The following is a 24,820-nucleotide window of genomic DNA, read 5'->3' as shown; positions in this document are numbered from 1 at the left end:
GCACCGGCACGACGAGCTGGAAACCGTTCAGCACGTCCGCGTCGACCAACGGCGTGAGGATCGCCTCCATCTGGGCGACCAGCGCACGCAGGCCGGACCGGGTGATCCGGACGTTGCCGATGGAGCTGATCAGCTGTGCCTTGAGCCGGAACGACACGTCGTCCACGAACCGGACGACGTCGATGAACTTCTTGCCGTGTCCGGGATCGCCCGTGTAACCCTCGCCCATGTAGACGCCGTTGCCGGGGATGAGCGCCGGGGTGGTCAGCCAGTTGACGCCCTTGCCGCCCGGCCCGGAGTCACTGGTCTCCGGCCCGTTCAGCACCTCGATGTCCGCGGGCTGGAACGGCGCGCTGGTGATGTGCACCGGTTTGAGCAGCAGCGACACCGACGGCGCGTAGCCCGCGATGGTGCCCGCGACGGCGGCCGCCGCGTCCTCCTCGCTGTTGTGGGCGATGTAGACCATCCGCTCGTTCGCGATGATGACCTTCGGATCTGTCTTGCCCTTGTCCAGCATGGCGACGCCCATGCGCTCCATGCCGTCCGAGCCCGTGTTCGACACCGCGGCGACGTGGTCGGAGAGCAGCTTGATGGGTGCGTCCTTGGGGGTCGTCTCGGCGGTCACCGGAGTGTTCGCCAGGACCACGAGCTGGACGTTCAGCGCGGCGACGGCGGCCAGCGCGCCTGCCCAGTCCGGGGTCTCGCTCGCCACCGGCACGCCGTAGACGAGGGTGGGCCCTGGTGTCTGGGCGAACGCGAGCGCGATGGCGTCCCCCAGCTCGCCGGGGACGGCGTCCTTCGCGTCGTCGGGGTTGGTGAACGCCACGGCCTCGGCGACCGCGGCGGTCACGGACGTCGTGCGCCCCACTACCGCGATGTTGCCGAACGCGCGGACCACAGGTGCGAACAGGTTGACGGTCGGGTTGACCCGGACGTACCGAACGGCCATCGGATCCTCCTCCGTAGTTGGTGTTTCAGTCGGTTGACAGGAAGAGGGTGACGACACCCTCGGTGGCGTAGAGCCGCTCGATGTCCGCCGTGTCGAGCCCGTCCGCGGCGGCGACCACGGCGGTCGCGTAGGCGGCGGTGACCTCGGTGGGGATACCGGCCGGCACCGCGCCGGTCAGGGTCGTGGCGGCCTCCCGCACGAGCCGCGTGGCCCGCAGCCCGGCGGTCAGGTCGAAGGGATCGCTGACGACCGCCGCCAGCGTGACCGGCAACGTGTGCGTGTTGGCCGGGTCGTCGGCGTGGAACGTCGTGGGAGTCCGCAGCTGGATCTCCGTCACCACGTAGTCGAAGGCGTCCCGCAGCTCCTCGACCGTGCTGATGTGGTGCTCGGCGAGGAACGCGTCGAGGTCGAGGAACGTGAACCGGGCACGGAACTCGTCGAGTGTGGTGAAGGTGTCGAAACCTTTGGACAGCACGGATTCCGCACCGCTCGGGTCCACCTCGGCCACCACGGTGACGTCGATCTCCGCGAGCACGTCGACCCACAGTGGATCGGCGGGTGACGGCACCGTGAAGCTCACCTCGGTGCGGGTGTAGGCCGGCACGAGCTGGGACCACGACCCGTCCTGGCGGCCTGCCCGGAACACAGGCCGTTCCAGCGCGACGTCGCGTACCTGGACCGCGCTGACCCCGTCGATCCGCACCGCCGTCAGGTCGTAGGTCGCCCCGAGCATCGTCCGGACCTTGCCGTCGGCGTCGGCGGACGGCAGCAGCAAGGTGCCGAGCGTGCCCGGATCACTGAGCTCGCGCAGCACGCGATCTCCGAACACCGTCATGTGGTCATCCCAATTCCCAGTACATCCAGGACAACGGATACGGTCCTGTGCACAGAAGGCTGTGTGTTCCCCCGAACACCAATCACCTAAGCAGTCCGGTTCCACAATCCGACCACAATCCGTCGACAAGAACGGAAGGTGACCGTGCGGTCGCTCTAGGATTCGCGCGCCGTTGACCACAGCGGGCACGACATGTACGTCCCGGTTGGACATCGCGGTAGCAGTTCGGCATCACCACCGTCTACCACTTCATCCGCCGCCGCCCTTAAGGGCACCGTAACACCGTCCGGCATCGAATCGGTCAACTCGCGGCGATGCTCGACGTCGAGGTCGCCGTCGGCGTCGATGTCGGCCGGCACGCAGTACATCGGCGCCATCGTGCGGTCGTACGGGAGTCCGGTGGGGACGAGGGAACCGGCGGATGACTGTCCTTTTCGGACCGCAAGGCGAGGCGCAGTGTCACGGAGTCGTCGCGGGGGTCGACCAGGCACACGTGCGCCGGCTTCCCCGTGCCGCGAAAGTCCGCGAGGGCGGCGGCCGCGCTGACGGAGGACCGCGGCGGACCATCGCAACACCGACGGAACTCAAGATCGGTATCGACCCGCACAAGTCCACCGCGACTGAGGTCGTCACCGTCCCGGACGGCCGGCAACTGGAGGCGTGCGGGTCGAGATCACCACCGCCGGCTTACCGGCGTGACCGGAACCTACCTGCCCGGCTCGGTGTCCGCTGCCACTGCCCACCCCACCGCCAGTCAGTCAGCTCAGCCGGCGCCCGCGCATCGGCTGCGGCTGGGCCGACCCGTCGTGACCGCGGCGCCGAGGTCGTCAGGCCGCGGGCGGCACCTCGAAGATCACCTTTGGGCCGTGCATCATCCGGAGCGGGGTGATCGCGGTGATGACGTGGTCCTTGTCCCGTTCGTGGTAGTTCATGATCGTGAGCTGGGTTCCGGGGCCTGGTACGAATGCGGATCCGACCGGCGACTGCGCGGCGACGCCGGTCGCCACGCAGGACAACGCGTTGCCGCCGGGCGAGTTCAGGTCGATGGCGGGTGTGACCTCCGCGCGGGAGCCTTCGCAGACCACGTTCTCCAGGTGCAGAGTGCCGGAGCAGGCTCGCCTGATCCAGGCCGGGAAATGCGGGTTCTGCGTCCGTCCGACCATTCCCAGCGCACCCCAGTTGACGTTTCGCAATGTCACGTGGCTGTCGGCGGCGCCACCGCCGTGGTCCAGGAGCGCACCGGCCATCTCCGACCGCAGTCCCTCGATGACGATCGGATGGGCGGACCCGGAGAAGTTCAGGTCCAGCAGTGCGCCCGCCGGTTGCGCCCCGTGCAGCGTCGCGTTGGAAGCGTTCAGCCGCAGCCCGTTCCGTACGTGTGCCCAGGAACAGGCGTAGAGGAAGTGGTCGATGTTGTTGCCGTGCGTCCCGTTGCCGATCTCCCAGCCGTTCTGCAGCACCGCCGCCGGGATCTTGTCCCACTGGGTGGGGTTCCGGGGCTGGCCAGGATCCGGCGGCAGCGGGAGTCCGGCCGCTGGTATGACGCCGCTGACCAAGCACTGCCGGAACACCGTCCCGTCGCATTGCCACCCGTTGTCGGCGGGCTCACTGCCGACGGCGAAGCCGGTGCGGAAGTGGCCGCCCGTGATCGTAACGTCGCGCACGGAGTTGTTGGAGGTCGAGCGGTGGGCGGGTCCCGCCGGTCCGCTCCAGTGTAGGTAGAACATCTTGTCCACGAAGTCCGTGCCGGCGGTGTCCCTCGTCCTGAGGGTGAATGCCTCGAAGATCCCGTCGACCGCGCCGTCGATCTCCAGCAGGCTGTCCAGCCTGGCGCCGTCGGCGACCTCGATCGCCGTCAGGTTCGGACCCGCACCGACCAGATGGAATCCCTGCACCGACCGGACCCGCAGAGAGGTGCCACAGCGGTAGGAACCGGCCGGGAGATACACGACGCCGGTCGGCACCCGGCTCGTCGTCGCCGGGTCACTTCTTCCGGTCGCGGCGTCGATCGCAGCCTGAATGGCGGCGCTGTCGTCAGTGCGGCCATCACCTGTCGCGCCGAAGTCCAACACGTTGAGAATCATGGTTCCAGGCTGCCGGCTCCGACCGGCGAATCCCATCCCGCGTTCACGGGATAGACCGAGTACGCCGGCAAGGAGTTCGAGCTTGCTGTAGACGCGCGGCTAGCCCAAGACGGTCCTGACGCGGTCGCCGACGGTGTGGACCCAGTCCGGGAGCGTCGCCGCTGGACCGTCCAACTCTGCCGGCGCGACGGGCGGTGCCGTTCGACGCGTGGTGCTTCGGCTACGCCGACCCCGGGACCCGGCTGCCGAGGAGTGGCGCTGGTCCGCAGTCGGCTCACCCCGCCGCCGAGGCGACACCTCGACCCACCCGGACCCTTCGACGCCAGCGCCCGCCATCCCACCAGCGCGCCAGCGACGCCGCCACTGATACGTCGACTTCGTACTGACCCGCAGCCAATGCCTCCACGATCTGGGGGGGAACCTCAGTCGAGGTACCGGATGGCCATGGTCAGGAGGAACTGCTGTCCGTCCTCCCGCAAGCGGTGGAACGTTATGCAGTACGTCTCACCGTGAGCCCGGCCGTCGTGGTCGAAGCCGATCGTGGGTTGTCCGTTGAGGTACGTCGTGGCTTCGTACTGCTCGATCAGGCCGGCGAACGTGGAAGCCAGCGCGTCGCGCCCCTGGATGGTCTGCAGCGGTTCGCGAGTCTGTGGATCACCATCGTAAAGCGTCACGCGGCCATCGACAGTGAAGGTCGCAGCTTGCTCCAGCGGTTCACGCCGGTCGGCGTGCCGGGCGTAGGCGTCGATCACTTCGCGGATCGCGAACCGGTCCACCAGTGTCTGCACGATCGTGTCGTCCACGAAGCTCCTTCCCGCGCGAGGCGACCTTGACCGCCAGCCAGAACTTACATGATACTTCACGTAATTTGAGAACGGGAGAACGATGTCCGACGAGATCGAATCGCTGATGAAGGCGAACCTGCACGAAGTCTTCGGGGAGCGCGACCCGCTGCGGCGCGCCGCAGCGGTCGAGCGCACCTACACCGACGACGTCGTCTTCGCCGACCCGGAAAAGATTGTGGTGGGGCGCGAGGCACTGAACGCCAAGGCGCAGAGGCTGCTCGACGAAGCACCCGATTTCGTGTTCGCGGAAGGCGGGCCCATCTTCGTCAACCATGATCTCGGCTTCCTGGCTTGGACCTTCGGGCCGGAAGGGCAGGCGCCGGTCGTCCGGGGCATGGACATCTGCCTGGTCGAGAGCGGGCTCATCGCGAAGGTCTACACGATCATCACCCCGTGATCGTTGAGTGCGGCGGCTGAGGAGGGCCCGTTGAGTTCAGGACTTCTGCGTCCCGCCGTCGTGGGTGCGACAGGGCAGCAGGCGGCGCGGTCGCGAAGCAACTGCTTGCGGCCCGGGTCGGGGTGCGCGCGCTCTGCAGGATGCCGTCTCGGTATCCACTGGTGCCCGGTTCCCCGTTGCAGATGATCGCGGTCGAGGACATCGGGGCGATCTGCGCGACGGCCATCATCGACCCGGCGAAGATTCCCCGCCTACACCGCGGATTTCACCGCCACCGCCCTGATGCAGCCATCGGTGCTGGGCCTTGCGCGGCGGCGGCGAAAACGGTGAGCGCGGTGCAGGTCACGGGTGATCGGCTGGACGTGGCAGCGTGCCGTGGGTGATGAGATTGTCGTAGATCTGTTCGAACAACAGGGCGATTTGCCGGGCGCTGCGGCTGTCGAGCGTATCGAGGAACATCCTCCGCACAAGAGCGACGTGACTTCGAGATGCCGCGGCGAGTGTGTCGCGTCCTGCGGGCGTGAGTGACACCACGGTGACTCGCTTGTCGGCTTCACTGACAGTGGTCTCGACCAGGGCCCGGTCCGCCATGCGGCGGACCTGGTGGCTGACGCGGCTGCGTTCCCACCCGATGCGGATGGCCAGGTCGGAAACCGACAGGGTCGTCTGCTCGTCGCTGATCAAGGCCACCAGAACGTCGAAATCAGCGAGGGAAAGCCCGTGATCGGCCCGCAACTGGCGATTCATCTCGTACCGCAGCCGCAGATTCACCTTCATGTACGCATACCAGGCACGCGTTTCGTCGTCCGACAGCAAGGCGAACGGCGACTCCGAAGCAATCTCGTACATGAGGTAGGCGATCCTCCCCTGCTCTCATCCGCGCCGCCTGATCGACGATAGCGTAGGCGGCGGCTTCAGCCCGGGCGTCACTACAGGGCCGCCTCAAAACCGGCACCCTCGGCGCCGAAGCGGTGCACCGGCTGCGGCGGGTGACCGAGTTCAACACCGGACGCCTGTGGCTGCTGTGGTCGGCGTTGCGCCTGTGGGCCGAGCGGCTGTGGGAGAGCGACTTCAGCGACGACGCCGTCCGCGCCGAGTACGCGGAACTGGCCGCCCTCCACGACCGCGACGACTGGCCGATCGACGGCCTGCGGGGCGAAAGCGCGTTCGGCGCTTGGATGGGCTACGGACTGAAACTCGTCGAAGCCGGCGACAAGGATGAGGGCACACGCTGGATGAACCGCGCCGCCAGCTACCGTACGGACGCATGACCCGGCCGCGCTTCAGCGACCTCATCTGACAGCCGACGCCCTCGCACCCCTGCGGCTCCGGCCGGCCACACCGATCACCCGCACCCCGAGCCGCCGCGCCGCGTCCACGACCTCCGCGGTGCCGCCGCACCCGAACCACCGGATGTCCAAGTCGTGCTCGCGTCCCCGTTGCCAGTCCGCACTACCGCGCCAGGACGTCATCGACCTCGACGCCGGCCACCTGGCGGTGATCAGCGCACCGGACAAGCTCGCCGATGTCCTCAACCGAGTTCACCGATGGTCGTAGGCGACCAGCGAGGACACGCGGCCGTCGGTGCGGCTGTCGAGGTCATGTACGCGCCGGTCGGCGTCGAGTGCCAGGCCGAGGCCCTGGCCGTCGGCGTCGAGGAACACGCTGAGCGGGCACTCGGCCTCGTCGATGACATAGCTGGTCGCGGTGAAGCGGGCGGTGTCGGGCACGTTGGTGACCAGTCGGTGCCAGCCGCCGGTGGGGCAGGCCCCGGTCTTCATCCAGACCGACCGCAACGAGCCGTCCTTGTCGCGGCTCAGGAACGCCACCCGGTAGTACGGGTCGGCGGGCACGTCCTGGAACGAGATGCCGAGCATGGTGCGAACCGCGGGAACGAGCATGGTCGCCAGGGCCAACGCGACGCCGGTGAGCACACCGCCGGCGAACACCAGGAAGCGTCTGTGTCGGCGCGGAGTCCGTTCGGGTTGAGGTGCCGGATCCGCCGGCTGGGTCGGGTTCGTCTTCGCGCGCTCCCACAGCGGGCGCAGGTCGTCCGGTCTGCCTTCGGCGACCCGGCACAACGACTCGACCACCGACCACGGCGGCACCGTCCGGCCGGACAGGTACCGGGACAACGACGAACTGCTGGCGTGGGTCTCGCGTTCCAACTGGCGCAGGCTCATCCCCGACGCGGTCTGCAACCGTCGCAACTCAGCCGCGAGTTCGCCACGCATACCCCAGTCCCCCTGCGTTCGCCGGCGCAGCTCCCCAGTGCGCCTGACCCGAAAGTGTCGCACCGGACGACGCGCGGTGTCCACGGCGGCGGTCTCGAGCTGTCCCGCAACAGTCCCGACGCGGTGGGTCATGCCAGGTCAGGACGCTGGATGTCCCGGCGGTGTCCCGAGTCTCGGTTCGATCGTGGCCGGAGTCCGCACGAGTGGCACACGATGCGGACATGTCACAATCACAGTCCGTCGGCGGGCCGATCAGCCGCGCCGAGGTCATCAGCCGGGCACGCTTCTGGTTCAACAAGGGCATTCAGTACGACCAGAGCGCGACAGCGCCGGATCCGCAGGGCCGGCGGTATCGCACCGACTGTTCCGGCTACGTCTCGATGGCGCTGAACCTCGACAACAGCGACACCTCGGCCACGTTGCCCCGGGACGGCATCAAGATCAGCCGCGCCGACCTCAAGGCCGGGGACTTCCTGACCGACCCCGGTGAGCACGCGTTCCTGTTCGACAGCTGGGACTCCGACCACGTGCACTTCTGGTACTACACATTCGGCGGCAAAGTCGTGCATCACGACCACACCAGCATCAACGCGGGGGAGTTCGACAGTCACCCGAGCAGCGAGTACACCGCCTACCGCTACCGCAACATCGTCGACGACGCGCCGCCGCCACCGGCGGCCTATCCGGTGCGGCAGGGTGGGCAGGCCGTCCTGACTCCCACCGAGCGGCAGACGTTCCAGATCAGACCGGACGGCAACCTCTACGTCAGCGGGCAGACCACCCCGGGCACCCCGTTCTGCGGGTGGGTGCCCTTGAGCACGGCGGGCAACCTGACCGGCAGGCCGTGGGCGCTGATCAACCCCACCGGCGGCACCTCCGTCTACGCGCGACGCGCTGACGGGCACATCGTCATCACCAGCCAGAACGGCGCCGGCGCCTCGTTCAGCGGCTGGGCGGACCTCGGCGGCAGCGCGGCGGGCGACCCGTCGGCCATCATGACCGCCGACGGCATCATGAAGGTCTTCGCGGTCGGCCCGGACGGGAACCTGTACTTCAGCGGCCAGTCCGCTCCCGGCTCGGCGTTCAGCCCCTGGGGGAAGCTGACCAACGGCGTCGCGTTGACCGGCCGACCGTGGGCGATGGTCAACGCGGGTGGCGGCGCGGAGGTGTTCGCCCGCACGAGCGGCGGCACGGTCACCGCGATCGGCGCGAGCCACGAAGGCGACGGTATCGGCGGCCAGGCCGACCTCGGCCGCCCGGCGGCCGCGCTGACGGGTGACCCCACGGCGGTCATGACCGCGGACGGCGTCATGAAGGTCTTCGACACGGCCGCCGACGGCAAGCTGTACTTCAGCGGCCAGTCCGCCGCCGGCTCGGCGTTCAGCCCGTGGTACCCGCTCGCGCCGGGAACCGTGGTGACCGGGTCGCCGTGGGCCACCGTCAACGCGGGCGGGGGTGCGGAGGTCGCGGTCCGGACCACGGCCGGGCCGGTCGCGCTCGTCGCCGCGGTGCGGGAGGGCGGCGGAATCGACAGCGTCGCGTTGCTCGCCTCCGGTGCGACCTTCGCCGGCGATCCCCACATCGTCCTGGACACCGACGGCACGATGAAGGTCTTCGCGCCCACTCTCGACAGCAACACCTATGTGACCGCCCAGTCCAGCCCCGGCTCCGCCTTCGGCCCCTGGGCTCCGGTGGTGGCCCTGACCACCGGCCACGGCGGCTCCACCGTGCTCGCGCCCACCGGCCTGCAGTCGTTCCAGATACACGGCGACGGCAACGTCTACCTCAACGGTCAGCCACTCGAGGGCGCCGGCACGTTCACCGGGCGCCCGTGGGCCCTGGTGAACGCCACCGGCGGCACCTCGGTGTTCGCCCGCGACCGCACCGGACACGTGCGGATCAACAGCCAGTCGAGCGCCGGTGCCCCGTTCAGCGGCTGGGCCGACCTGGGCGGCAGCGTCGCCGGCGACCCGACCGCCGTGCTCACCGCCGACGGCATCATGAAGGTCTTCGCCGTGGACACCGACGGGAACCTGTCCCTGAGCGGGCAGTCGTTCGCCGGTTCGTCGTTCGTTCCGTGGGGCCCGCTCGACCTCGGCGGCACCTTGGTCGCCGGCCGGCCGTGTGCGCTGGTCAACGCGGGCGGCGGCGTCTCGGTCTACGCCCGCACCGCGGACGGGGGAGTCGTCGGCATCGGCGCGGCCTACGAGGGCGCCGGGATCAACAGCTGGGCTCGCATCGCGGACGGCGGACTGGCGGTGACCGGTGACCCGGCCGTCGTCATCACCGCGGACGGCATCATGAAGATCTTCGTCATCGCGGCCGACGGAAACCTGTACCTCAACGGGCAGTCGTTCGCGGGCTCGTCGTTCGGCCAGTGGGGACCGCTCGGTCTCGGGACCAGCGTCGTGGGCTCGCCGGCCACCACCGTCAACGCGGCCGGTGGCGCCGAGATCGCGGCCCGGACCACGACCGGAGCCGTGGTTCTCATCGGCGCCGCCTACGAGGGCGCCGGCATCGACGGCCCGGCCCAGCTGAACTCCGGCCCAACCCTGACCGGTGACCCGGAGATCCTGACCGGCCACGACGCCACGATGTCGGTCGTCTGCACCGACGGCGCCGGTGTCGTGTACGTCAACAGCCAGACCGGACCCGGCTCCGCCTTCGGCGACTGGAAGCGCCTGAGCTGACCGGCCACATCTGATGCAGCAGCGTGAGGTAGGCGTCGAGCTGGGCCGCGTCGGCGAGGAGGTTGCGGCTGCGCATGGTCAGCCGGCCCTGCCAGGAGTCAAGGAAGGCACTCAACAGGTCCGTCCGCCTGCCTCACGCAGCGACTCAACGAACCGCGAGACCTGGTGCAGCGGGTAGCCGCCGCGGCGCAGCTGCCGTGCGATCTCGGCGTCGCACACGCAGTCGGGCCCCGTACTGGCGGCAACCCGTTGCCCGGTCGCGATCGGGGTGCGGGATGTCTCAGTCTCCCAGGTACGCAGACCGCGCGGCATCTGCTCCACTGACGCGCCGACGTTCAGGCACTGAACAACACCGACACGTCAACCGGCGCCGCAGGCTGTCGTGGGTCCACAAGGCACCAGAGCCGTAATCCAGACCAACGGTGACCTGCTCATCCGCGTCGCCAACGAGGCCAACCAGGCGGGAATCGACGGAAACGCCGTGTTAGTCCGAACAAACGCAATAATGCAAGAGACAGGTGGATAATCGGACACGCCGACGACGCGAACGAACCATGCCGGAAACCGCCGCAGTCCCGACTCGGCTCATCCGCGATGCCGCACAAGCTGAACCCGGTCACGCCGAGAAGATCTACGGACTGTCCCGCGTGGTTCGTTCGAAGAGGACCAGCAGCCGACGTCCGCTCATGCCGCTGATCGAGCTGCCGCGATGCACGCTGGTTGCGGGTGAGCGGCGGCTAGGAGTTTTCGGAGTGGTGCAGGAGGATGGTGTCGTGGACTGTGCGTGCGACGAAGGCCTTGTATTCCTCGGGTGATTTGCCGTCCAGGCGCACGTAGCGCACGTAGCTCTCGACGCTGGTGATGACGCAGAGTGCCTCGACGAGGTCGTCGAAGGGCACGTCGGCCCGCATCCAGCCGCGTTCACCGATCATGCGGAGGACGTTCGCGACCTGCTTTCTGATCGAGGCGAGTCTCTCGGCCAGGTTGTCCCGGACTTCGCGGTCTCCGTGGGCCGCGGTGGTGACCGCCGTCCAGACGCCGGCGACTGGCTCGTTGATCGCGAGCATCGTCTCACCGAGGTATGCCGCGAATGCCTTGGGATCACCGACGTCGAGCACGGCCCTGCCCCGATCGGTGTCGAAGAAGTCGATCTCACCTTCGGCACCGAAGGAGGCCACCTCGACCGCGGCCCACAGCAACGCCGTCTTGGGACCGTGCTTCTGCACCGTCTCGACGGAGACGTCGGCCCGCTTCGCGATCTGGGTGAACGTGGCGCCGTGGTACCCGTGCTCGCTGAACACCTCGACGGCCGACTCGACGACGCGCCGCCTGGTCTCCGCCGCCTGGCGTCGCCGGAGTTCGGAACGGTACGGGCGGGCGCGGCTGTCAGCGCCCGACATATTGACTACTGTCACACACAGATGAATACTGCTCCATAGTCTCCAATCCTATCTCTCCAGCGGCCAAAAGGGAGGGCGTCGTGCCCTCGATCATGATCGCCACCATGCCCATCCACGGGCACGTCACGCCACTGCTCGCCGTCGCACGGCACCTCGCCGGCCGAGGGGACCGGGTGCGTTTCCTCACCGGGTCCCGCTTCGCCGGCATCGTCGAGGCGACCGGCGCCGAGCACCTGGCCCTGCCGGCCGAAGCGGACTTCGACGACCGGCAGGACTGGAACAAGACCTTCCCCGAGCGTGCCGCCCTGAAGGGCACCACGGCGATCGCCCACGACATCGAGCACATCTTCGTCCGGCCCGGCTCGGTCCAACACGACGCCGTCATGGCCGCGCACGCCGCCGAGCCGGTCGACGCGCTGCTCGCCGACCCGGCCTTCATCGGTGGCGCGTTCCTCCTCGGCCACCCCATCGGTGTCCGGCCGCCGATCGTGATGTGCGGCATCTGCCCGCTGATGATCTCCAGCCGGGACACCGCACCCTTCGGCATGGGACTCACGCCGCTGCCCGGCCCGGTTGGCCGGCTCCGCAACAGCGCACTCGCACTGCTCGCCAACAAGGTCGTGTTCCCGGCGGTCGAGCGAATCGCCGACCAGCTGTTCCACCGGTTGCACGCCCGCTCGATTCCCTTCGCGGTGCTCGACTGGCCCCGCCACGCCGACGCGATCGTGCAGTTCACCGTGCCCGAGTTCGAATACCCGCGGTCCGACGCCCCCGCCACCCTGCACTTCGCGGGACCGATCTCGGCCTCCGGTTCGCGGGCGCCGCTTCCCCCGTGGTGGCACGAACTCGACGGCTCGAAACCCGTCGTACACCTCACCCAGGGAACCATCGCCAACAACGACTTCAGCCAACTCATCACCCCTGCACTCGAAGGCCTCGCCGGCGAGGACGTACTGATCGCCGTCGCGACCGGCGGGCAGCCGCTGCAGTCCCTGCCACCGCTGCCCACGAACGCCCGAGCCGCCGAGTTCCTGCCCTACGACGAACTGTTGCCCAAGACCGACGTCTACGTCACCAACGGCGGGTACGGCGGCGTGCAGTACGCACTGCGCCACGGCGTGCCGATCGTCGCCGCCGGCCGCCACGAGGACAAGCCAGAAGTCATCGCCCGGGTCGCGTGGGCAGGCGTCGGACGCCGCATCAGAACCCGAACCCCGACACCGTCCGCCGTCCGCCGCGCCGTCCGCGCCGTGCTCGACGACCACCACTACCGGGATGCCGCACGCCGCATCGCCGAACGCATGGCCGCCACACGCGGAGTCCACCGACTCGCCGAGATCGTCGACCAGGTGATCGCCGACCACGCACCCAGCGGCCCACCGCACCACCCACAACCGCCACACCGCGACAACACCGTGCGCAACTGCGCAGAAGGTTCCTGACACGAACTCGACAGCTTTCCATGCCACAGAACGAGCCATGACACAGTGATCGAGGCCGCCAACGTCCGCTTCTGCCGACAAGAGGACGCCGATGCCAGCCGTTCGCGACGAGCACGATCCGTGCGGTATGACCTGATGCTTGGCTTGTTGTTAACCGGATGGCGCTGGTGTGTGGCCCCGGTTGATCATGGGCGAAGTCCTTGGTTGATCAGTTGGGTCGGACCGAGGCGCCCTGCTGAGATTGCTCTCGGTGGGTTTCCTTGGCCCGCCCGCCGCACCCGGCGTGCGAATTTCTCCGCACCGGGCGCTCCACGTGTCTTTCCCGGTGGTCAGCTGCTGGTGACGGCTGTCGGATTCGGGGTCCAAGGGGTCGGGATGGTGCTGCCGGGGTAGCGGTAGCGGGTCACCGCGACGCTGGATGCGCCGGTGAACACGACCCCGTTGTGGGCGCCCGTACCGGAACGCGGCAGGCGCGAGGCCGGACAGCGGCGGGGACGGCGACGTTGCGCGGACGTCGACTATTCGGCCCCGTGTCGCGGTTCGGCCGCGTGCCGCGGCGAACTCGGGCACACGACAGGCGCCGCCGTCCACCGCTGGACCTCCGCGGCGTCGACCCCTGGTGCCGTTTCGACGAGGACGAACGTGCCGTCGCGGATGTCCAGCACGGCCAGGTCGGTGATCACCCTGGCGACCACGCCTCGTCCCGTCAACGGCAGGTCGCACCGCCGCACGAGCTTCGGGGTGCCGTCGCGCGTGCGGTGTTCCATCAGGACGATGACCCGGGCGGCCCCGTGCACCAGGTCCATCGCGCCGCCCATGCCCTTGACCATCTTCCCGGGCACGAACCAGTTGGCGAGGTCGCCGTGGGCGGAGACCTGCATGCCGCCGAGCATCGCCACGTCGAGGTGGCCGCCCCTGATCATGGCGAAGCTCGTGGCCGAGTCGAAGAAGGTCGCGCCGGGACGCACGGTGACCGTCTCCTTGCCGGCGTTGATGAGATCCGGGTCGACCTCGCTCTCGGCCGGGTACGGGCCCACACCGAGGATCCCGTTCTCCGCGTGCAGTACGACGTCGACTTCGGGCGGCAGGTACTGGGGCACGAGGGTGGGCAGGCCGATACCCAGGTTCACGTACTGCCCCGGCCGGAGTTCGGCGGCCGCCCTGGCCGCCAGCTGTTCGCGGGTCCAGCTCACCGCGTGCCCTCCGCCCGTGGCCTGACCGTTCGCTTCTCCACCCGCTTGTGCGCCACCTGTGCCGCGGTGAGCCCGACGACCCGCTGGACGAAGATCCCGGGCAGGTGCACGTCGTCGGGGGCGAGCTCGCCGACCTCGACGACCTGCTCGGCCTCGACGATCGTGGTCCGGCCCGCCATGGCCGCGACGGGGTTGAAGTTGCGTGCGGCCGCGTGGAACACGCAGTTCCCCTCGCGGTCCACCCGAGCGGCCCGGACCAGCGCGAAATCGGTGACTATCGACTCCTCCAGGACCATCTCCCGGCCCTGGAACGTGCGCACCTCCTTGGGTGGCGAGGTGACCGCGACACCGCCGTCCGGGGCGTACCGCCATGGCAGCCCGCCGTCCGCCACCACCGTGCCCACCCCGGTGGGGGTGAAGAACGCGCCGATGCCCGCCCCGCCGGCGCGCAGCCGCTCCGCGAGGGTCCCCTGGGGCGTGAGTTCCACGTGCAGCTCGCCTGAGAGGAACTGCCGGGCGAACTCCTTGTTCTCCCCGAGGTAGGACGCGGTCACCCGGCTGATGCGCCGCGCCGCCAACAGCACCCCGAGGCCGGCCCCGTCGACACCGCAGTTGTTGGAGACCACCGTGAGATCGGTCGCGCCCTGCGCGAACAGCGCCTCGATGAGGACCCAGGGGATGCCCGCGAGACCGAACCCGCCGACCGCGAGACTGGCGCCGTCGGGAATGTCGGCCACGGCGTCGCGCGCGCTGGGTACCACCTTGTCGAGGGGCCCGCCGCTCGTCGCGGATGCCCGTCCGTGCGCGGCCGCGCTCATGCCGGCCACGCCGCCGGCGGTCGGACGAAGGACCGGTCCAGGTCCGCGACCGACGCGACACCGACCATCGCGAGCGCGACGTCGAGTTGGTGGCGCAGCATGTCGAGCACCCGCCCGACACCCCGGGCTCCCCCGACCGCCAACCCGAGCAGCGCCGGCCGCCCCACCATCACCGCCCGGGCACCCATGGCCACCGCGCGGACGACGTCGCTCCCCTGCCGGACGCCGCCGTCCAGGAACACCTCCAGCTCACCGCCGGCCGCCCGCACGACCGGTCCGAGGGCCGGCAGCGTGGCCGGCGCGCCGTCCAGTGCCATGCCGCCGTGGTTGGACACGACGACGGCATCGACGCCGGCGGCGACCGCACGTCTGGCGTCGGCCGGCGTCACGACTCCCTTGACCACGAGAGGACCGCCCCACGCCTCCTTGAGCCAGCCCATGTCGCTCCACAGTGCCGTCTGGTTACGCCGCGGGCCGAGCGCCTCCCTGGCGGTGGCCAGGCGGGCGCCGTCGCGGACGAACCGGGCCGTCCACCCGGGCCGGCGCACCAGCTCGGGCCCGAACCTCCGCGCGGTGGCGAACGACACCGACAGTCCCACCGGCTTCTTCGGCGACACGGGACAGTCCACGGTCACCACCAGGGCGTGGAAGCCCCGGCGCCGGGCGTCCGCGATGACCTGGAGGCACCGCTCGCGGCCGTGAGAGAGGTAGACCTGCTGCCAGACCGGGCCGGTGGACCTGACGGCCACCTCGTCCACCCCGTGCCCGGCCATCATGCTCACCGCGGCGACCGTGCCCGCTCGTCCCGCCGCCGCGGCACACCCCGGCGCCCCGTCGGGGTGGACCAGCCGAAGCCCACCGACCGGCGACACCAGCACCGGCATCGACACCTCGGCGCCGAGCACGGTCGTGCCGAGCGAACGCGCGGGCCACCCCACCGCGGCCCGCGGCACCAGGTCGACCTCGTCGAAGGCGGTCTCGTTCGCCCGTGCCGTCACGCCGCGGCCAGCCCCGCGCGTCATGTCCGCGAACAGCGTGGCGGGCAACACCTTCCGGGCGCGCTCACGCAGCTCGTCGTAGCTGTCGAACTCGGCCAGTCGCCGCATGGCGCGCCCTACCAGTCCACGCGCGACGGTGCCGGCTCCCCGTACGCGTCCTCCCATGAGACGACGTGGTTGCGCAGGACACCGATGCCCTCGATCTCGGCTTCGACCGTGTCGCCGGGACGCAGGTAGAAGTCGAAGGGGTTGGGTTGCACGGCGGCCACCCCGGACACCGTGCCGGTGGTGACGAGGTCGCCCGCGCTGTAGACCTGCGGGGAGTGGTAGGCCACCAGGTGCGGGATGGAGACCCGCATCTGCTTGGTGTTGCCGGTCTGCCGCACCTCGCCGTTGACGCGCAGCTCCATCGCCAGGTCCATCATGTTGGGGACCTCGTCGGCGGTGACGATCCACGGGCCGATGGGGCAGAACGTGTCGATGGCCTTGGAGAAGGAGAACACGCCGGACTCCATCTCCGTGCGCTGGATGTCGCGCGCGGTGATGTCGTTGAACACCGTGAACCCGGCGATGTGGTCGAGGGCCTGTTCCGGGCCGAAGAACTTGCCGGGTTTACCGATGACGACGGCGAGCTCCAGTTCGTAGTCCAGTTCTTCCGTCAGGTGCGACGGGTAGACGACCGGGTCGTCGGGGCCGATGATCGCGTCGACGTTCTGGAAGAACACGATTCCCTTGTGGACCGGATGCGACCAGTCCACGGCCCGCAGCTCCTCGTGGTGGTCGGCGAAGTTGCCGGCCGTGTGGAAGAACTTCTTCGGCCGGATCGGCGCCCGCAGCCGGACGTCGCCGAGGGCGAGACGTTCACCGGTCTCGGCGACCTTCCCCCCGCGTTCGAAGTACTCGCGGGTGGAGGGCACGTCGAGCTCGATGACGTCGTCGCCATCGAGGCGACCGACGCGGCCCTCGTCGAAGGTGATCAGCTTCATGGCGTGCGTACTCCGTTCGTTCGTGGCGTCGGGGTGCGGCCGGTTCAGGCGCCGACCATGTTGAAACCGCCGTCGGCGAGCAGGTACGCGCCGGTCATGTGGGAGGCGTCGTCGGTGGCGAGGAACAGTGCGGTGCCCGCGACGACCTCCGGCGCGGGGATCCGGCCCAGCGGGGTCGCGGCCAGGAGCTTCTCCCGGCGACCGCCCTGCCAGTCCGACCGCTCCAGCGTCGCGCCGGTCTCCATGAACCCCGGCGCGAAGGTGTTGACCCGCACGGCGGGCGCGAACGCGGCGGCGTAGGACTTGGTGATGCCCAGGAGGCCGTACTTGGCGGCGGCGTACTGCGGCGCCCGCGCACTCCCGCGCACCACGACGGTGGAGCCGATGTTGACGATGTTGCCGTGCCCCGCCTCGACCATGCGCCGCCCGAACTCGTGGCACATGAGCAGGGTGCCCTTGACGTCGACGTCGATGACTCGGTCCAGCGACTCCCTCGTGAGCTCCTGCCAGGACATCTGCTCGGTCGCGACGTCCCCCACGTTGTTGACGAGCACGTCGAGACCGCCGAAGTGGGCGAACGTCTCGTCGGCCAGCTGTCTGATCGAGTCCCAGCTGGAGATGTCGGCCTGGACGACGAACGCCGCGCCGCCGATCTCCCGGATCCGCGCCGCGGTCTGCTCGGCGCCGTCCTTCGACCGGTTGTAGTGGACGCCCACCCGCGCCCCTTCCTGGGCCGCGCGGAAGGCGATCTCGGCGCCGAAGCCGGTCCCGGCTCCCGTGACGAGAACCGACTTCCCGCTGAAGCGGGGGAAGATCTGTTGACTGCCCATGAGGTGCTCCCGGGTGGTGGTCAGACGAGGGTGCGGCCGCCGTCGGCGTACAGGACGTGGCCGGTGACGAAGGCGGCGCGGGCCGAGGAGAGGAACAGCACCGGACCGACGATCTCGTCCGGGCGGCCGAGGCGACCGGCGGGTACCAGCCCGACGAGCCCGTCGCGGACTCCCGGCCGGGCGAGGTAGGCCGTGGTGAGGTTGGTTTCGACGTAGCCGGGCGCGACGGCGTTGACGGTGACGCCGAAGCGGGCCCACTCCCGCGCCATCACCCGCATCATCTGGTTCATGGCCCCCTTGGACGCGGCGTAGGGACCGTGGTGGGCGTGGGCCAGGTGCCCGGAGACGGAGGAGAGCAGCACGATCCGGCCCCGCTGCCTGGCGACCATGTGCCGCCCCGCGGCCTGTGCGGTCCCGAAGGCCGTCGACAGGTTCACCCGCATGACCCGGTCCCACTCGTCCTCGGTGAACTCCAGCACCGCGCGGCGGTCGTTGACGCCGACGCAGTGCAGGAGGACATCGAGACCGCCGAGCCGGGCCACCGCCTCAGCGACCACGGCCGCGCCGGCACCTCGCTGGGTCAGGTCCGCGGGAACGACCTCGATGCCGGGGACGTCGTCGGCGAGCCGGCGCAGGCGTACCTCGTCGCGATCGGTGACGAGCACCCGCGCTCCCGCGCCGACGTAGCCCGCCACGCACTCCGCGCCGATGCCGCCGGCTCCCGCCACCAGTACAGCGGCGTCGTGGAGACCGAGCCAAGAAGTGTCGACAGTAGTATCTGTCTTCATACGAGCTGCCTTCAATTGAGGGCGAGTAGCGGTAGTGTCGACAGTAACTGTCGACACTCTTGCTCGTCAACACGGCCTGCTCACTCGGGAAGCCCGACCCGGAAGACCCGCATCAGCAGCGCCAGCGAGACGTAGTAGCCGACGAGCGTGGTCAGCTCGAAGACCTCCACCTCGCTCAGTTCGGCCCGGGCCGCCGACCACGCGTCGTCGTCGAGGTCGCCGCCGACCAGCAGGCTCCGCACGAGATCGAGCGCGGCGGCCTCGTGGGGGTCCTCGGGCCGCGGGGCGGACTCCTCGCGCAGCGCGCGGATCTCGTCCTCGGTGAGCCCGGCCGCCCGGCCGATCGCCTCATGGGCGTACCGCTCGAAGTCGCTCCGCCAGCGGGTGGCGACGGCGAGGATCGCCATCTCCCTGATCCGGTCCGGCAGGGACGTGCGGTAGCGCACGCGGGCGCCGAGCTCCTGCAGCGCGTCCCCGAGCGCCGGCGCGAGGAGCATCGCGTTGAACGGCCCGTTCAGCCGTCCCTCGGCGTCGGTGAGGTCGAACAGCCGGGGTCCCCCACCGCGGGGTCCGCCGACGATGCGCTCGTACACCTCGGCCTGTTCCGGGGTCAGCTCGCTGGGGCGCAGGGGTTGCAGGCGGGGCGTCATGCGGCTCCTCGAGGTGGGGCGGAAGGTCATACCGCGGCGAACCGCGACTCGTCCTCCTGGCGGGCGGCCGGGGCCAGTCGCCGGTCCTGACGCCGCATGCGTGGCGGGCGCCGCACGTACCAGCCGAGGCAGACGCGCTCGATCCCCAGCAGTACCAGCGTCATGAGGTACCCGATGACGCCGATGAGCAGCGTGCCGGCCCAGGTGTCCTTGACCTGGAAGCGCTGACCCGCGTCCAGGATGAAGTGCCCGAGCCCGTGTGGCGAGCCGTAGATCTCGCCCACGATCATCATCACGATCGCCACGGAGAGCGAGATCCGGATGCCGGCGAAGATCTGGGGAAGCGCGGCCGGCAGCAGGACCTTGCGCAGCCGCAACGCGGCGGGGATCCGGTAGGCGCGTGCCGACTCGCGCACGGCCGTGGCGATGCCGTGCACACCGCTGATCGTGTTCAGGAGGATGGGCCACACCGCGCCTAGGAAGATGAGGAACACCTTGGGTGCGGCCCCGATACCGAAGGTCAGGATGATCACGGGGATGAACGCGACCATCGGTGTGGCGCGCAGGTAGTCGAGGAACGGCTGGGCCGCGACGCGCAGGCTCCTGCTCTCCCCGATCAGGAAGCCGAGCAGGATCCCGACCACGGTCGCCAGCACGAGACCGGCGAGGACGTTGCGCATGCTGAAGGCGATGTCGCCGACGAGCGACCCCTCCACGAACCCGTCCCTGAGCGCGACCAGGACCTCGGAGAAGGGCGGGAAGTAGAACGACTTGCTGTTGGCGGTGCTGAACCAGAGAACCACGAGCACCACCGCCGGCAGCCACAGCTGGACGGCCAGCGAGCGCAACGTCCTGGTTTTCACGGGTGCTCCTCGGGGTGCTTCCGGTGGCTTCTCATTCGTCGCCCGCGTTCGGCGGGGGGCGCCACGCCAGGACCCGGGCCTCCACCAGCTGCGCGATGCGGTTGATCGTGAAGCCGACCGCGCCCGCGGTGAAGATGTAGGCGAACGCGTTGGCCGAGTTCTCGTCCAGTTGGCTCTGCACCACCATGTGCCCCATGCCGGGCACCGTCGTGAGGATCTCGACGCCGACCGCCACCAGCACGGACACCGCCGATGCCAGCCGGATGCCGGTCATCACCGAGGGGGCCGCGCAGGGAAGCACGACCCTGCGGAACCGCAGCAGCCGGGGGATGCGGTAGCTGCGGACCGTCTCGTTGACGGCCTCGCCGACGCTGGCGGCGCCGTACTGGGCCTGGATGATCAGCGGGAAGACGCACGCGACGAAGACGACGACGCCCTTCATCTCCAGTGAGGAGCCCATCACCAGCAGCATCACGGGCAGGATCGCGATCACCGGAAAGGACCGGCCGAACTCCACGACCAGCCGGCTCGACCGCTCGGCGAGCGCGTAGGTCCCGGTGACCAGCCCGATGGGCACGCCGACGACGATCGCGGCGAGCAGCCCGCCGAGCGCGCTGCGCAGGGTGTCGGCGATGGCCGTCCAGTACTCACCGTCGGACAGGTTCGCCACGATCGCCTTCAGCGTGGCCACCGGCCCGGGCAGCGCGTCCTCGGTCATCACGTTCGCGGCCCTGACCAGGGCCCAGATCGCGATGACCGCCGCGACGAACAGCAGTTGGGACAACAGGCGGCGAGATGCGGCGCGTGCTGGCGACGGGGTGTGCGCCATGGCGGTGCTCTCCAGTCGTGAGATCGTTGGTTCCTGCCTCGCCGATCAGTCCGTGGGGGCGCCGTCCCACAGGATCTGGCCCGTGTCGATCTTGCTCTTGACGATCCCGTAGTCGTACATCTTCTCCGCCGCGAGCTTGACCTGGCCGACGTCGAAGCTGGCGCCGAAGGTCTGGATGGTGCGGTTCTTGATGGTCTCGGCGTCCATCTTGGTGTACTGGCCGTCCACGGCCCTGATGGTGTCCGGGTTGTCGTTGGCGTACTCCAGGCCCTTGGCGACGGCGGCGGCGAACTTCTTGGCGACGTCGCCGTGACCGGCGAGCCACTCGACACTCGAGAAGATCAGCGCCTGCGGAAGGCCCGGGAAGTCGTTGGAGCCGTTGCCGATCGGTGCGAAGCCGGCCGCCTTGGCGCCGTCGTAGTACCCGGCGAAGGTGGTGATGGCGTCGACCTGCCCCTTGGCGGCGGAGTCCTGAAGGGAGGTCACCGGAAGCGCGACCAGGTTGAGGCTCTTCGGGTCGCCGCCGGCCTTCTCGACGGCGTACTGCGTGATCATCTGGATGTTGCCGCCGAGCGCGGGCAGGCCGACCGTCTTTCCGTCGAGGTCCTTGGCGCTCTTGATCGAGCTGTTCGGGGGGACAAGGGTCCCGTCGCTGACGGCCGCATCCGGTTCGGACGCCTGGAGCTGGACCACCATGCGCACGGGGATCTCCTGGGCGGCGGCCTTGAGGAACCCGGCGGAGTCCGTCATCGCGAACTCGGCCTCGCCGTTGAGCACGGACGGGACGTTCTGCGACGTGTCCGCCGCCCCGGCCTTGATCGTCACGTCGAGGCCGGCGTCGGAGAAGTAGCCCTGGGACTGGGCGATGTAGAGCCCTTCGAAGGTGGCGCCCGTCGAGCGGAGCACGGTCACCTTGGTCAGACCGCCGTCGGACGCCGAGGCCGTGTCGTCCGAGCTGCCGCAGGCGGTGAGCGAGCCCGCGGCGAGCACCGCGACGCCCACGAGGGCTACCAGGCCCCTGTTCTTGAGTCTGCCGACCTGCATGCGTCTGTCCTTCCGGGAATGAGCCACGGCGGTGTGATCACGATCTCACCCGTGTTCGACCGTACTGTCGACAGATTGGAAGTGTCAAGGAGAGATTCCACCACGACCGGATTCGTCGCGCTGCGTGTCACACCCGTCCTTCTTTCGAAGTATCACCTAGTAGGAGTCAGTCCGGAGTGCCCACCGGCAGTCGTCCGCCACGCCGGACGAGTCACGGTCATCGCGACCGCAAACGGGAGTTGTGTCGACAGATGATGCCGAAACGGTGGACATGCGGTCGCGGGCGGTCCTACGCTTCGCCCGTCCGTCCACATCGGCCGCGAGGCCCGACCGCGCCACCGCCATCTCCTACGTCCTGTTCGTCGAGATCGACGAGAGGACCAAGGAGCGCCGGATCCTCATCTCGGGCGTGCACGAGGACGCCTTCGCCAGAACCGCGGCGGGGTGGCGCCTCACCCGGCGCACCGTCGTGGCGGACATCTGAGCGGATCTTTCGACAGTTCCCCCGATCCACGCCACTGGAGCACCGATGACGACGAGTTCCTTCCCACCCCAGGCCTGGGCCCACCGGCAGGGCAGGGTGTCGATGAAACCTCTCCTGCCGGCCGACTGGAGCCCTGAGGCGCTCGTGGCACGGGCGCGGATCGCGGAGGCGTTCTACCGCTTCGGCATCGGGCACGACGAGTGCCGCGCCGACGTCGCCGGGTCGTGCTTCACCGACGACGTCGTCTACGAGGTCGCCCTCGGCTCGGCGACGCCGTTCACCACCTTCCGCGGGCGGGAGGTGGTCGAGGAGCGGCTGGGGGCGATCTTCGACGAGATGAGCGACCAGCGCCGGCACCTGATCGGCAACGTGCTCGTCGAGGACCTCGACCTCGCCGAGGGCACCGCGACGGCCCTCGCCTTCGGCGTGGTCACCGTGGCGGCCGACGGGCTGGTCGTCGGCTCGAGCGTCTTCTACACCGCCGACGCGCGGCGGGAGGCGGACGGCTGCTGGCGGTTCAGCTCGTTCTTCATCGGCATGGACGACTTCGCCGGCCGGCGGCCCCAGGCCGGCGAGAGCACACCCGTCGAACCTGACGACGGTCAATCTGTCGACACTATTCCCACTCACGACAGGCCGCCAAGCGAACGATAGGGCACGATTCGCCTTGTCCCCACTGACTTGTCGACACTACAGTGGGATCAACCCCGAACTCCGACACCAGGACACGAGGCTATGACTCAGCAGAACGCCCGCGCCGGTGAGGCGCTCGTCGTGGCCGACCTCGGCATGACCTTCGGCTCGGGCGACTCGGCCCACGAGGTGATCCGAGGGCTCGAGATCAGGATCGAACCGGGCGAGTTCGTCTCCATCGTCGGTCCGTCGGGTGCGGGCAAGACCACGCTGCTGCGTTGCCTTTCCGGGCTGCTGAAGCCGACGGCCGGCGATGTGCGCCTCGGTGACCGCGTCGTGAGCGAGCCGCTGGCCGAGATCGCCGTGGTCTTCCAGGACTACCGCGGTTCCCTGATGCCGTGGATGCGGGTGCGCGACAACGTCGCGTTCCCGCTCGAGGGGATGCGGGTCAGGAAGGCCGAGCGCCTGGAGCGGGCACAGAAGAGCCTGGAGGCCGTCGGTCTCGGCGACGTCGGGCACAAGTACCCGTGGCAGCTCTCCGGCGGCATGCAGCAGCGCGTGGCGATCGCCCGCGGGATCGCCTACCGCTCCCCCATCCTGCTCATGGACGAGCCGTTCGGCTCGGTGGACGCCCAGTCCCGCTTCGACCTCGAGGACCTCGTGCTGCGGCTGCGCCGGGAACTGGAGATCACCGTCGTCCTGGTCACCCACGACATCGACGAGGCCGTCTACCTCTCCGACCGCGTCGTCGTGGTCGCCGGGAGCCCGACCCACGTCGTCGACGACCTCACCATCGACCTCGGGCAGGACCGCGACCAGATCGTCACGCGTGCCACGCCGCGGTTCGCCGAGCTCCGCTCGAAGGTGCTCGCGGAGATCCGTGCGCACGGTGGCGGTACCCGTCCCCCGGACGACGAGGCGCGGCAGGCGATCGAGCGCCCGGGGACCGCACCCGCGCCGGCCGCGGATGACCGGGCACCGCTCAGGGCGAGGTGAGCGCGGACAGGTCGATCGCGGACAGCGCGGCGTCGGTCGCGCGGGACAGGAGCATCGCGCTCAGCTCCCCGTCGCGCGCCGCGATGGCGTCGAGGATCCGGTACTGGTCGGCCACGCTCGCCCGCAACCGGCCCTCGCGGGCGAGCGACACCCGCCGCAGGACCAGTGTGCGCAACGCCAGGGTGTCGAGCATGTCCCCGAGGATCTGGTTGCCGGCGATCTCCACGTACCTGCGCTGCAGGTCCACGTGGCCCCAGAAGTAGCCGTCGACGTCGCCGGCGTCCACGGACACCTGCATCTGCGCCAGCCGTTCGCGGAGCTCGACCACATCGTCGTCGGTGACGTGCTCGGCCGCCAGCGAACCCACGAGTGCGAGCAGGTGGCGGCGCACGAAGTAGATCTCACGGACCCGCTCCGGGGTGAACGACGCCACCCGGGACCGCTTGCGCGCCCGGATCTCGACCAGACCCTCCGACTCGAGCAGCATGAGCGCCTCACGCACCGGCGTCCGGCTCGAGTTGAACCGGTTCGCGAGCTCCACCGAGTTCAGGTTCTGGCCCGGCTTGAGCCGCCCCTCGATGATGCCCAGCCCGATCCAGGTCGCCACCTGGGCGACGGCCGGTTCGCGGCGCTCCTCGAGCCGCAGCAACCGCACCAGTTCCTCGGTGCGGTCCGCCACCCGGTCCCTCGCATCCTCGCCCGGTGCCTGCTGGTTCTCTTCGCCAGCCGCGTTCGGGTTCGCTCCGCGAGCCGCGCTCATAAGACCCCCGTCCAACGGTGCCATGCGGGCGACAGTCTCATGCACGGGCCGGAGATGGCCACCACCGGGATG

The 24,820-nt window shown here is 69.5% G+C and carries 26 protein-coding genes; 7 read left to right on the top strand and 19 right to left on the bottom strand.

Features of this window, described 5'->3' with window-relative positions; all coding sequences use genetic code 11:
- From ACJ73U_RS01905 to ACJ73U_RS01885, 5 genes are all read right to left on the bottom strand, one after another.
- On the bottom strand, positions 1 to 949 hold a 949-nt coding region (locus ACJ73U_RS01905), incomplete at its 3' end, for a hypothetical protein (protein WP_407775731.1).
- Between the two features lie 25 nt (positions 950 to 974).
- Complete coding sequence (locus ACJ73U_RS01900) at positions 975 to 1,784, bottom strand: hypothetical protein (RefSeq protein WP_407775730.1); 810 nt, start codon at positions 1,782 to 1,784, stop codon at positions 975 to 977.
- 155 nt (positions 1,785 to 1,939) lie between these two features.
- On the bottom strand, positions 1,940 to 2,161 hold the full coding sequence (locus ACJ73U_RS01895; protein WP_407775729.1) for a hypothetical protein: 222 nt from the start codon (positions 2,159 to 2,161) through the stop codon (positions 1,940 to 1,942).
- A gap of 450 nt (positions 2,162 to 2,611) precedes the next feature.
- Positions 2,612 to 3,868 (bottom strand): glycosyl hydrolase family 28-related protein, encoded by a 1,257-nt coding sequence (locus tag ACJ73U_RS01890; protein WP_407775728.1) that lies wholly within the window; start codon positions 3,866 to 3,868, stop codon positions 2,612 to 2,614.
- 422 nt (positions 3,869 to 4,290) lie between these two features.
- On the bottom strand, positions 4,291 to 4,671 hold the full coding sequence (locus tag ACJ73U_RS01885) for a nuclear transport factor 2 family protein (protein ID WP_407775727.1): 381 nt from the start codon (positions 4,669 to 4,671) through the stop codon (positions 4,291 to 4,293).
- Between the two features lie 82 nt (positions 4,672 to 4,753).
- On the opposite strand from ACJ73U_RS01885, the gene ACJ73U_RS01880 reads away from it, so the two are divergent.
- Positions 4,754 to 5,110 carry a nuclear transport factor 2 family protein gene (locus ACJ73U_RS01880; RefSeq protein WP_407775726.1) on the top strand — a complete coding sequence of 119 codons (357 nt, stop codon included), beginning with the start codon at positions 4,754 to 4,756 and terminating at the stop codon, positions 5,108 to 5,110.
- A 342-nt stretch (positions 5,111 to 5,452) separates the two neighbouring features.
- Here the strand turns inward: ACJ73U_RS01880 and ACJ73U_RS01875 are convergent, their stop codons facing one another.
- A complete protein-coding gene (locus ACJ73U_RS01875) occupies positions 5,453 to 5,959 on the bottom strand; it encodes a MarR family winged helix-turn-helix transcriptional regulator (RefSeq protein ID WP_407775725.1) in 507 nt (168 codons plus the stop codon).
- A 140-nt stretch (positions 5,960 to 6,099) separates the two neighbouring features.
- Between ACJ73U_RS01875 and ACJ73U_RS01870 the strand changes: the two genes are divergently transcribed.
- The gene (locus ACJ73U_RS01870) at positions 6,100 to 6,381 is read left to right on the top strand and encodes a hypothetical protein (RefSeq protein ID WP_407775724.1); all 282 of its coding nucleotides are present in this window, start codon (positions 6,100 to 6,102) and stop codon (positions 6,379 to 6,381) included.
- Positions 6,382 to 6,651: 270 nt separating this feature from the next.
- On the opposite strand, the gene ACJ73U_RS01865 is transcribed toward ACJ73U_RS01870, so the two are convergent.
- Positions 6,652 to 7,344, bottom strand: a complete 693-nt coding sequence (locus tag ACJ73U_RS01865) for a helix-turn-helix domain-containing protein (RefSeq protein ID WP_407775723.1) — start codon at positions 7,342 to 7,344, stop codon at positions 6,652 to 6,654.
- A 221-nt stretch (positions 7,345 to 7,565) separates the two neighbouring features.
- Here ACJ73U_RS01865 and ACJ73U_RS01860 point away from each other — a divergent pair, with 221 nt between their 5' ends.
- Entirely contained in the window at positions 7,566 to 10,034 is a 2,469-nt protein-coding gene (locus ACJ73U_RS01860) for a hypothetical protein (RefSeq protein WP_407775722.1), read from the top strand.
- A gap of 737 nt (positions 10,035 to 10,771) precedes the next feature.
- On the opposite strand, the gene ACJ73U_RS01855 is transcribed toward ACJ73U_RS01860, so the two are convergent.
- Positions 10,772 to 11,434 (bottom strand): TetR/AcrR family transcriptional regulator, encoded by a 663-nt coding sequence (locus ACJ73U_RS01855; protein WP_407775721.1) that lies wholly within the window; start codon positions 11,432 to 11,434, stop codon positions 10,772 to 10,774.
- Between the two features lie 80 nt (positions 11,435 to 11,514).
- Between ACJ73U_RS01855 and ACJ73U_RS01850 the strand changes: the two genes are divergently transcribed.
- A complete protein-coding gene (locus tag ACJ73U_RS01850; protein WP_407775720.1) occupies positions 11,515 to 12,876 on the top strand; it encodes a glycosyltransferase in 1,362 nt (453 codons plus the stop codon).
- Between the two features lie 518 nt (positions 12,877 to 13,394).
- Here the strand turns inward: ACJ73U_RS01850 and ACJ73U_RS01845 are convergent.
- The 10 genes from ACJ73U_RS01845 to ACJ73U_RS01800 form a co-directional block, all read right to left on the bottom strand.
- Complete coding sequence (locus ACJ73U_RS01845) at positions 13,395 to 14,069, bottom strand: 3-oxoacid CoA-transferase subunit B (RefSeq protein WP_407775719.1); 675 nt, start codon at positions 14,067 to 14,069, stop codon at positions 13,395 to 13,397.
- Positions 14,066 to 14,887 (bottom strand): CoA transferase subunit A, encoded by an 822-nt coding sequence (locus ACJ73U_RS01840; protein ID WP_407775733.1) that lies wholly within the window; start codon positions 14,885 to 14,887, stop codon positions 14,066 to 14,068. The genes ACJ73U_RS01845 and ACJ73U_RS01840 overlap by 4 nt, the downstream gene beginning before the upstream one ends.
- Positions 14,884 to 15,993 (bottom strand): alpha-hydroxy acid oxidase, encoded by a 1,110-nt coding sequence (locus ACJ73U_RS01835; RefSeq protein WP_407775718.1) that lies wholly within the window; start codon positions 15,991 to 15,993, stop codon positions 14,884 to 14,886. The genes ACJ73U_RS01840 and ACJ73U_RS01835 overlap by 4 nt, the downstream gene beginning before the upstream one ends.
- 8 nt (positions 15,994 to 16,001) lie before the next feature.
- Positions 16,002 to 16,871 (bottom strand): fumarylacetoacetate hydrolase family protein, encoded by an 870-nt coding sequence (locus ACJ73U_RS01830; protein WP_407775717.1) that lies wholly within the window; start codon positions 16,869 to 16,871, stop codon positions 16,002 to 16,004.
- Between the two features lie 44 nt (positions 16,872 to 16,915).
- Positions 16,916 to 17,701 (bottom strand): SDR family NAD(P)-dependent oxidoreductase, encoded by a 786-nt coding sequence (locus ACJ73U_RS01825; protein ID WP_407775716.1) that lies wholly within the window; start codon positions 17,699 to 17,701, stop codon positions 16,916 to 16,918.
- 20 nt (positions 17,702 to 17,721) lie between these two features.
- Positions 17,722 to 18,429 carry an SDR family NAD(P)-dependent oxidoreductase gene (locus tag ACJ73U_RS01820; RefSeq protein WP_407775715.1) on the bottom strand — a complete coding sequence of 236 codons (708 nt, stop codon included), beginning with the start codon at positions 18,427 to 18,429 and terminating at the stop codon, positions 17,722 to 17,724.
- Positions 18,430 to 18,569: 140 nt separating this feature from the next.
- Complete coding sequence (locus tag ACJ73U_RS01815) at positions 18,570 to 19,139, bottom strand: carboxymuconolactone decarboxylase family protein (RefSeq protein WP_407775714.1); 570 nt, start codon at positions 19,137 to 19,139, stop codon at positions 18,570 to 18,572.
- A gap of 26 nt (positions 19,140 to 19,165) precedes the next feature.
- A complete protein-coding gene (locus tag ACJ73U_RS01810) occupies positions 19,166 to 20,002 on the bottom strand; it encodes an ABC transporter permease (protein ID WP_407775713.1) in 837 nt (278 codons plus the stop codon).
- A gap of 31 nt (positions 20,003 to 20,033) precedes the next feature.
- A complete protein-coding gene (locus ACJ73U_RS01805) occupies positions 20,034 to 20,831 on the bottom strand; it encodes an ABC transporter permease (RefSeq protein ID WP_407775712.1) in 798 nt (265 codons plus the stop codon).
- A 45-nt stretch (positions 20,832 to 20,876) separates the two neighbouring features.
- Positions 20,877 to 21,875 (bottom strand): ABC transporter substrate-binding protein, encoded by a 999-nt coding sequence (locus ACJ73U_RS01800; RefSeq protein WP_407775711.1) that lies wholly within the window; start codon positions 21,873 to 21,875, stop codon positions 20,877 to 20,879.
- A gap of 241 nt (positions 21,876 to 22,116) precedes the next feature.
- On the opposite strand from ACJ73U_RS01800, the gene ACJ73U_RS01795 reads away from it, so the two are divergent.
- The 3 genes from ACJ73U_RS01795 (at position 22,117) to ACJ73U_RS01785 (ending at position 23,988) form a co-directional block, all read left to right on the top strand.
- A complete protein-coding gene (locus tag ACJ73U_RS01795) occupies positions 22,117 to 22,359 on the top strand; it encodes a nuclear transport factor 2 family protein (protein ID WP_407775710.1) in 243 nt (80 codons plus the stop codon).
- Positions 22,360 to 22,404: 45 nt separating this feature from the next.
- Positions 22,405 to 23,013 carry a nuclear transport factor 2 family protein gene (locus tag ACJ73U_RS01790; protein WP_407775709.1) on the top strand — a complete coding sequence of 203 codons (609 nt, stop codon included), beginning with the start codon at positions 22,405 to 22,407 and terminating at the stop codon, positions 23,011 to 23,013.
- Positions 23,014 to 23,094: 81 nt separating this feature from the next.
- Entirely contained in the window at positions 23,095 to 23,988 is an 894-nt protein-coding gene (locus ACJ73U_RS01785) for an ABC transporter ATP-binding protein (protein WP_407775708.1), read from the top strand.
- On the opposite strand, the gene ACJ73U_RS01780 is transcribed toward ACJ73U_RS01785, so the two are convergent.
- A complete protein-coding gene (locus ACJ73U_RS01780; protein ID WP_407775707.1) occupies positions 23,975 to 24,748 on the bottom strand; it encodes a GntR family transcriptional regulator in 774 nt (257 codons plus the stop codon). The genes ACJ73U_RS01785 and ACJ73U_RS01780 overlap by 14 nt on opposite strands.
- Between the last annotated feature and the right edge of the window lie 72 nt (positions 24,749 to 24,820).

Source organism: Actinophytocola sp., from assembly GCF_045807065.1.
GTDB lineage: Bacteria > Actinomycetota > Actinomycetes > Mycobacteriales > Pseudonocardiaceae > Actinophytocola.
Note: the sequence above shows the minus strand (reverse complement) of the source record. Positions and strands in the feature narration are given on the sequence as shown.

Coding starts and splice junctions, on each gene's coding strand:
- ACJ73U_RS01790 (WP_407775709.1), top strand. CDS start 22,405: ATGACGACGAGTTCCTTCCCACCCCAGGCCTGGGCCCACCGGCAGGGC.
- ACJ73U_RS01890 (WP_407775728.1), bottom strand. CDS start 3,868: ATGATTCTCAACGTGTTGGACTTCGGCGCGACAGGTGATGGCCGCACT.
- ACJ73U_RS01830 (WP_407775717.1), bottom strand. CDS start 16,871: ATGAAGCTGATCACCTTCGACGAGGGCCGCGTCGGTCGCCTCGATGGC.
- ACJ73U_RS01815 (WP_407775714.1), bottom strand. CDS start 19,139: ATGACGCCCCGCCTGCAACCCCTGCGCCCCAGCGAGCTGACCCCGGAA.
- ACJ73U_RS01875 (WP_407775725.1), bottom strand. CDS start 5,959: ATGTACGAGATTGCTTCGGAGTCGCCGTTCGCCTTGCTGTCGGACGAC.
- ACJ73U_RS01835 (WP_407775718.1), bottom strand. CDS start 15,993: ATGCGGCGACTGGCCGAGTTCGACAGCTACGACGAGCTGCGTGAGCGC.
- ACJ73U_RS01895 (WP_407775729.1), bottom strand. CDS start 2,161: ATGGCGCCGATGTACTGCGTGCCGGCCGACATCGACGCCGACGGCGAC.
- ACJ73U_RS01805 (WP_407775712.1), bottom strand. CDS start 20,831: ATGGCGCACACCCCGTCGCCAGCACGCGCCGCATCTCGCCGCCTGTTG.
- ACJ73U_RS01900 (WP_407775730.1), bottom strand. CDS start 1,784: ATGACGGTGTTCGGAGATCGCGTGCTGCGCGAGCTCAGTGATCCGGGC.
- ACJ73U_RS01880 (WP_407775726.1), top strand. CDS start 4,754: ATGTCCGACGAGATCGAATCGCTGATGAAGGCGAACCTGCACGAAGTC.
- ACJ73U_RS01860 (WP_407775722.1), top strand. CDS start 7,566: ATGTCACAATCACAGTCCGTCGGCGGGCCGATCAGCCGCGCCGAGGTC.
- ACJ73U_RS01825 (WP_407775716.1), bottom strand. CDS start 17,701: ATGGGCAGTCAACAGATCTTCCCCCGCTTCAGCGGGAAGTCGGTTCTC.
- ACJ73U_RS01855 (WP_407775721.1), bottom strand. CDS start 11,434: ATGTCGGGCGCTGACAGCCGCGCCCGCCCGTACCGTTCCGAACTCCGG.
- ACJ73U_RS01800 (WP_407775711.1), bottom strand. CDS start 21,875: ATGCAGGTCGGCAGACTCAAGAACAGGGGCCTGGTAGCCCTCGTGGGC.
- ACJ73U_RS01780 (WP_407775707.1), bottom strand. CDS start 24,748: ATGAGCGCGGCTCGCGGAGCGAACCCGAACGCGGCTGGCGAAGAGAAC.
- ACJ73U_RS01865 (WP_407775723.1), bottom strand. CDS start 7,344: ATGCGTGGCGAACTCGCGGCTGAGTTGCGACGGTTGCAGACCGCGTCG.
- ACJ73U_RS01840 (WP_407775733.1), bottom strand. CDS start 14,887: ATGAGCGCGGCCGCGCACGGACGGGCATCCGCGACGAGCGGCGGGCCC.
- ACJ73U_RS01785 (WP_407775708.1), top strand. CDS start 23,095: ATGACTCAGCAGAACGCCCGCGCCGGTGAGGCGCTCGTCGTGGCCGAC.